This is a genomic window from Burkholderia sp. LMG 13014 (genome assembly GCF_905232215.1).
Lineage (GTDB): Bacteria > Pseudomonadota > Gammaproteobacteria > Burkholderiales > Burkholderiaceae > Burkholderia.
The window spans coordinates 1-5902 of sequence record NZ_CAJNKE010000384.1 but is presented as its reverse complement, the minus strand read 5'-3'; the positions used below and the strand labels follow the sequence as shown (position 1 = coordinate 5902).

Annotated in this window: 7 protein-coding genes and 1 pseudogene; 5 read left to right on the top strand and 3 right to left on the bottom strand. The window is 63.0% G+C overall.

The genetic code is table 11. From position 1 onward, the window contains the following. Positions 1-65 precede the first annotated feature (65 nt). Positions 66-1400 carry an MFS transporter gene (locus JYJ84_RS26670; protein WP_205185756.1) on the top strand — a complete coding sequence of 445 codons (1335 nt, stop codon included), beginning with the start codon at positions 66-68 and terminating at the stop codon, positions 1398-1400. 161 nt (positions 1401-1561) lie between these two features. On the opposite strand, the gene JYJ84_RS26665 is transcribed toward JYJ84_RS26670, so the two are convergent. The 3 genes from JYJ84_RS26665 to JYJ84_RS26655 all read right to left on the bottom strand — a co-directional run bounded on the left by JYJ84_RS26665 (position 1562) and on the right by JYJ84_RS26655 (position 3440). Then, a complete protein-coding gene (locus JYJ84_RS26665) occupies positions 1562-1855 on the bottom strand; it encodes a type II toxin-antitoxin system RelE/ParE family toxin (protein ID WP_122948657.1) in 294 nt (97 codons plus the stop codon). 2 nt (positions 1856-1857) lie between these two features. Continuing rightward, positions 1858-2115 (bottom strand): type II toxin-antitoxin system ParD family antitoxin, encoded by a 258-nt coding sequence (locus tag JYJ84_RS26660; RefSeq protein ID WP_122948656.1) that lies wholly within the window; start codon positions 2113-2115, stop codon positions 1858-1860. 122 nt (positions 2116-2237) lie between these two features. Further along, complete coding sequence (locus tag JYJ84_RS26655) at positions 2238-3440, bottom strand: RNA-guided endonuclease TnpB family protein (RefSeq protein ID WP_175219005.1); 1203 nt, start codon at positions 3438-3440, stop codon at positions 2238-2240. A 74-nt stretch (positions 3441-3514) separates the two neighbouring features. Here JYJ84_RS26655 and JYJ84_RS26650 point away from each other — a divergent pair. The 4 genes and pseudogenes from JYJ84_RS26650 to JYJ84_RS26635 all read left to right on the top strand — a co-directional run. Next, positions 3515-3643, top strand: a pseudogene (locus JYJ84_RS26650) (transposase); the annotation flags it as partial. 244 nt (positions 3644-3887) lie between these two features. Continuing rightward, positions 3888-4607 (top strand): hypothetical protein, encoded by a 720-nt coding sequence (locus JYJ84_RS26645; RefSeq protein ID WP_175219003.1) that lies wholly within the window; start codon positions 3888-3890, stop codon positions 4605-4607. Positions 4608-4637: 30 nt separating this feature from the next. Further along, positions 4638-5441 carry a hypothetical protein gene (locus tag JYJ84_RS26640; RefSeq protein ID WP_240201904.1) on the top strand — a complete coding sequence of 268 codons (804 nt, stop codon included), beginning with the start codon at positions 4638-4640 and terminating at the stop codon, positions 5439-5441. Continuing rightward, the gene (locus JYJ84_RS26635) at positions 5438-5779 is read left to right on the top strand and encodes a hypothetical protein (RefSeq protein ID WP_175016716.1); all 342 of its coding nucleotides are present in this window, start codon (positions 5438-5440) and stop codon (positions 5777-5779) included. The genes JYJ84_RS26640 and JYJ84_RS26635 overlap by 4 nt, the downstream gene beginning before the upstream one ends. Positions 5780-5902: the final 123 nt, after the last annotated feature.

Here is a 5902-nt window from a genome sequence, read left to right as displayed (position 1 = left end):
CACCCGATAACAATCCAGGAGGCAGCTTGACTCAAGCCAACGTTCAATCCGGCTCCGCGCGCGCATTGCCGCTGTCGCGTGGCGCCGACGCGCCGCACCGCCCCGTCGCGCTCGACGACGTGCCGCTCAACCGTTTCCACGTGAAGATCGCCGGCCTGACGTTCGGCGCGCACTTCACCGAGGGCTACACGCTCGGCACGATCGGGTATGCACTGGCCGCGCTTGGCAGGCAGATGCCGATCGACGCGTTCTGGATGGGGATGATCGGCAGCTCGGCGCTGATCGGCATCTTCTTCGGCAGCCTCGTGTTCGGCTGGCTGTCCGACCGGATGGGCCGGCAGAAGATCTTCCTGACGAGCTTCGTGATCATCACGGCGGCCGCCTTCGCGCAGTTCTTCGTCACGTCGCCGCTCGAACTGTGTTTGCTGCGCGTGCTGATCGGCTTCGGGATGGGCGGCGACTTCACGGTCGGCCATGCGATCCTCGCCGAATTCTCGCCGCGCAAGCATCGCGGTGCGCTGCTCGGATCGTTCAGCGTGATCTGGACGATCGGCTATGTCGCCGCGAACGTGCTCGGCCTCGCGTACAGCGACGCCACGCCCGACGCGTGGCGCTGGCTGCTCGCGTCGGCGGCATTGCCCGCGCTGATCGTGCTGGTGCTGCGGATCGGCACGCCCGAATCGCCGCGCTGGCTGCTCGGCAAAGGGCGCGTGCAGGAGGCGCGTGCGATCGTCGCGAAGCATTTCGGGCCGCACGTGATGCTCGACGGTTCGACCGAGCCGCATGCGCACGGCGGCTTCTCGCGGCTGTTCCAGCGTGACCTGATCCGCCGCACGGTGTTCAACTGTGCGTTCTTCGTGTGCCTCGTGATTCCGTATTTCGCGATCTACACGTTCCTGCCGACGATCCTGAAGACGATCGGCCTTGCCGAAGGTTTCGGCGCGGACCTGCTGCTGAACGGCTTCCTCGTGCTGGGCGCGCTGATCGGCATCTGGCTGACGATCCGGCTGTCGCGGCGCGGCTTCCTGATCGGCTCGTTCGCGGTGACGTGCGCGTCGCTCGTCGCGCTGGCGGTGCTGCCGTCGTCGGCGGCCCTCGCGATGATCGTCGCGTTCGCGATCTTCACGCTGACGATGTCGGCATTCAGCAACCTCGTCGGCGTGTTCCCGCCCGAGTGCTTCCCGACCGAAGTGCGTGCAAGTGGCGTGGGGCTCGCGATCGCGTGCAGCCGGCTCGGTTCGGCGATCGGCACGTTCCTGCTGCCGGTCGGCATCGCGACGCTCGGCTTTCACGCGACGATGTTCGCGCTCGCGGGCGTGCTGCTGGTGGGGATGATCGTGTCGATCGCGTGGGCGCCGGAGACGAAGCATCTGACGCTGGAGGAGGCGTCGGGGCATTGACGAGGGTGGCGGGTTGCGTGCTCGCCGGCTTCATCGCGGTCAATCGAGGCTTTCGCATCGACGCGCCGCTGATGCGTGGCGGCGATGCAGCGCGCGATTCGGACGAACCCGGCCGTGGCCGGGTTCGCTCATTTGGGACGCGATGCGATGCGCGCGGTCGCTCAGAACAGGATCGACGCGTAGTCGCGCGCGCCGTGCAGGATGTGAAGAATGTCGATCCGCGTAGGCGGATCGCCGACGACCCGATAGAAGATCTGGTAGTTGCCGTACACGCGGTGCCGCACGCCGTGACGCTCGAAGCGCGGCACCAGCGGAAACGCCAGCGGCATCCCGGCCAGGCCCAGGCATTTGTCGCGAATTTCCCGCACGAACGTCACGGCGCGTTGCGGGTTGTCGCGTGCAATGTAATCCGCGATCGCTTCGAGTTCGGCAATCGCAAAATCGGACAGGCGCACGGTCAGGCCTGCCGATCCGCCTGGGCCCGATACTTCGCCTCGAGACGATCGAAGACTTCCGCCGCATCGGCGCCGCGTCCGGCTTCCGCATCGGACAGGCTGCGCGCGATCACCGCGTCCAGCGCGTTCAGCTGTGCCTCGCGATCCTGAATCAGGCGCACGCCTTCGCGAAGCACTTCGCTCTTGGATCCGTAGCGCCCCGATTCGACCAGCTTCGCGACGTAAGCTTCCAATTGCTGCCCCAATTCTGCAGTGATCATGTCAACCTCCCGACCGGATTGAATTCGATGCATCCAGCGTATCCCAGCTATCAACTATTTTGACATCCTCCCCCGCCTGAAGACGGGGGATTCCTACCGCGTCTGAAATGATGATGCTTATCTCAGATCGCCTCAGCGGGTTCCTGCTTCATTGAGCGGCCCGACTTCACCGGCTCTCCACAGGCTGCAACGCGGTGTCCCCGCGCCAGAATGTTCAGAGCGCCGACGACATCGGCGTTCTCCGCGTAACCGCATTCGACACAAGCGAATTTTTCCTGCGCGGTCCGGTTATCCGCACTCACGTATCCACAAGCCGGACACGTCCGGCTTGTATTCGCGGGCGGGACCGCCACCAGCCAGCCGCCATTCCAAGCCAGCTTGTATTCCAACTGCCGCCTGAACTCGAACCACCCTTGGTCGAGGATGGCCTTATTCAGACCGGACTTGGCCCGAACGTTCTTGCCCGGTGCATCGGTGCTACCCGCCGCCGACCTGGACATATTCCGAACCTGCAAGTCCTCGATACACACCATCGCGTGGTTTTGGCTGATCGTGGTCGTGGCCTTGTGCAGGTAGTCGCGGCGCGCATTGCCGATCCGCGCATGGATGCGCTGGACTCTGGCCTTGGCTTTTATCCAGTTATTGCTGAACTGGACCTTGCGGCTCATCGCACGTTGGCATCGGCGCAGACGAGCCTCATGTTTCCTGAAACTGTTGAGCGGTGCGATAAACGTGCCGTCGCTCATCGTGGCGAAGCGGACGATGCCCACATCGATGCCGATCACGCGGGTGGCATGGGGCACCGGCTGCTCGACCTCCCGCTCGGTCTGGATCGAGACACTCCACTTGCCCGCGTTGAAGCTGACCGTTGCGTTGCGCAGTTCGCCCAGCACGGGACGCGACAGCCTCAGCCGCATCCAGCCCAGCTTGGGCAGGAAAATGCGCCCATTGGGCTGGTCGAGCTTGAATTGCTTGGGGTCCGGGTAGCGAAAACTGTCGCGCTGGCCGCGCTTCTTGAACTTCGGAAACGCCGCTCGCTTGGCGAAGAAGTTCTTGTAGGCCCGCTCCATGTCCTTGAGAGCCTGTTGCAACGGGTGAACGGGTGCGCCCTTGAGCCATGGCGTTTCGCCTCCGTTACGCCACTCCGTCAGATGCTTGGCCATCGCTACGTAGCCAATGAACTTGCCGCCCGCCTCGTAGTTCTCCTTCTGCAACGCCAGTGCCTTGTTGTAGACGAACCGGCACGCTCCGGCGAAGCGGCGCATATCGCGCTGCTGCTCGCCGTTCGGCATCAGTTCGAACTTGAAGGCCTGGAGTCGTCGCATCGGACGATTGTATGTCTGGCACACAAGAGCGAGTCAAGCCATTCGACGTGGTCGCTATTACGTCTTTCAAGTGCTACTCGAGCATTCGTAAAAAGTTGTGGGGCGGCGCGCTGGGGTCTCCGTCATACTTCGCCGGAAGTTGTGGCGGAGCGCCTGTCGAAATCATTCGCAAATACATCGACCAACAGAAAGCGCCCCACTAGCCGCCCGAAAGGACGCCTACGGCGTCTACCCTATCCTTCCCCGCCTTGAAGTACGATGTTTGACACGCATTCAGATCAACAAGGCGACCTCCAGGGGGTCGGCGCGAATGCTTTCGACGTGCCGATAAGGCGGATGGACGGAACCGGACGTGCTTCAGGCGGGCTGCCTTAGCGCCGGACATTCATCCGGTTTCCGCCTTCACTCGTGTAGCCTTACCGGACCCTCACCGTGCGGACACCGATCATGATTGAAGACATCGTCACGCCACAACCCGGCCTGAAGGTCTACCCGCCAGACGCCGACGTCTTTGCCGAGTCCAACGCCGCACTCGCGCGCCATCTGCATCCGCTCGTGTCGATCGACCTGTCGGCGGTCAATCCGTCGTGGGAGGGCTGGATCCACCTGCTCAGCCCCATCGAACCTTATGACGGGCTCGTCGGGCAGGACACGGCCGCGTACCACAACGACTATCTGCGCGCGAACTGGATCGCATTCCGGCTCGACGACAACAACCGCTACACGCTGCTCGGCGACCCGCGCTACTTCTATCTGGAAAACCCGCCCGGCGCGCATGACGCGGGCTATCGCGAGGGACTGGAAGCGCACTACGCCGAGCAACAGGCCAGCATCGAAACCGCGCGCAAGCGGTTCGCCGAATACGGCGTGCTCTACTCGTCCAACCAGTACGCGCCGGACGAGCGCGATTTCAGCCAGGAAGAACCGTGCAACCTGATCGACCAGCTCGGCGGATCGGTCGGCTGGGGCAACTGGTCGGGCACCTCGGATTTTCCGATCGACGACAGCGATCCCGACAACATCCGGCCGATCGGCCCCGACGGGGCGCGCTTTCGCTTCGTCGCCAGCGTCACCGGCTGGGAATACCGCGCGATGGGCGCGGACTCGATTCTCTTGTTTTACGAACCGGCCAGCCGCGTGGCGCTGCTGACGTTCGACTGGTCGTAAGGCGGGCGGGACGGGCGATCGCTCCGTCTCGTGATTGGCCGTTTGGCGGACTCTGCCCGCCGGATTCGCGCCGATATGCTGGGGGCTTTCCACTCATCGCCGGAAGCCATGCCCGCTCGACCCGTCGATCTCAGTCATGTTCTGCCATACGAAACGTCGTACTTCGACGATCGGCTCGAGGTCGATCGAAACGATCTCGATATTTCCGCGTTGCTTGGGGTGAGCGGCAACGTCCCCGACGCACTGCTCGTTGCGTTGTGTGGCGCGCCAGCCGGATCGGACATTCAAGCCTATCTCGACAACGCAGACAGGCTGACTTTCAGCGTCACCCATTCCGCGTTGATCCGATCCGAAAACCGCATCGCCGTCTTTCGAGAATCGGACACGTTCGCACTCGAACTCAAGACAATCGATCTGGCTGATAGCGCTATCGCCGGCCTCGGAGCGGCCATGCTATGGCGGATCGCAAGAGCGTGCGATACGCTGGGAATTACCCGCATCAACGCATTGGCAGCGGGTGGCCGCAAGGCCGCGCCAAAACCCGGCGGGCGTCGACTGTTTGGGTACTACGCCTGGCCTCGGTTCGGTTTCGATGCGCCCATTCCCGACCGGCAAAGCGACGAAGCAGCCCTGTTCCAGTATTTCCAGAGCGACCCGGTCGGTCTGGCCGACGGATCGCTTCGATCTCTGCACGCACTCTATGCGACGCGATTCGGGCGAGATTTCTGGCGCGTCGCGGGATCACATCGCTGGATGACTTTCGACGTGACGCCGCACGGAAAATCCGTGCAGACGTTGCAGAACTACTTGATCGAAAAGGGGATTTACGAATGAACGCAAAGCACACTCCGATCGCAGGATTCCGGATCACGCGCCGTGGTCGCCCGACGAGCGAACATCGTCCCGTTCGCCTCTCGGAAGCCCGCCGCCTCCTTGATGCAGTCGTCACGCGCGAACTCCATCACAGCCTGGCTCGGGTCATGCGCAAATCTGCCATCGAGCACGACGCACGGGCCGCCGTCACATCCGCCTCCCCGCCGAAACGAGCCGTCTTCAACGTGGGACGCATCGATCCCTCGAAGTGCCAGTTGCCGATCATCTCGGATGCCGAAGCAGAAGCCATGGCGCGCAGGGAAACACTCATGCACTTCGGACACGCACCCGATCTGTAATCGGCTGAACACAACCATACATCCCGAGCCGACAACGATCGTACCGATCTCCCCCTTGGTAACGATCTTTGACACAGACAGAAGGCAGAAGCACAGCACGACAGGCGCGGACTGATCCGATTG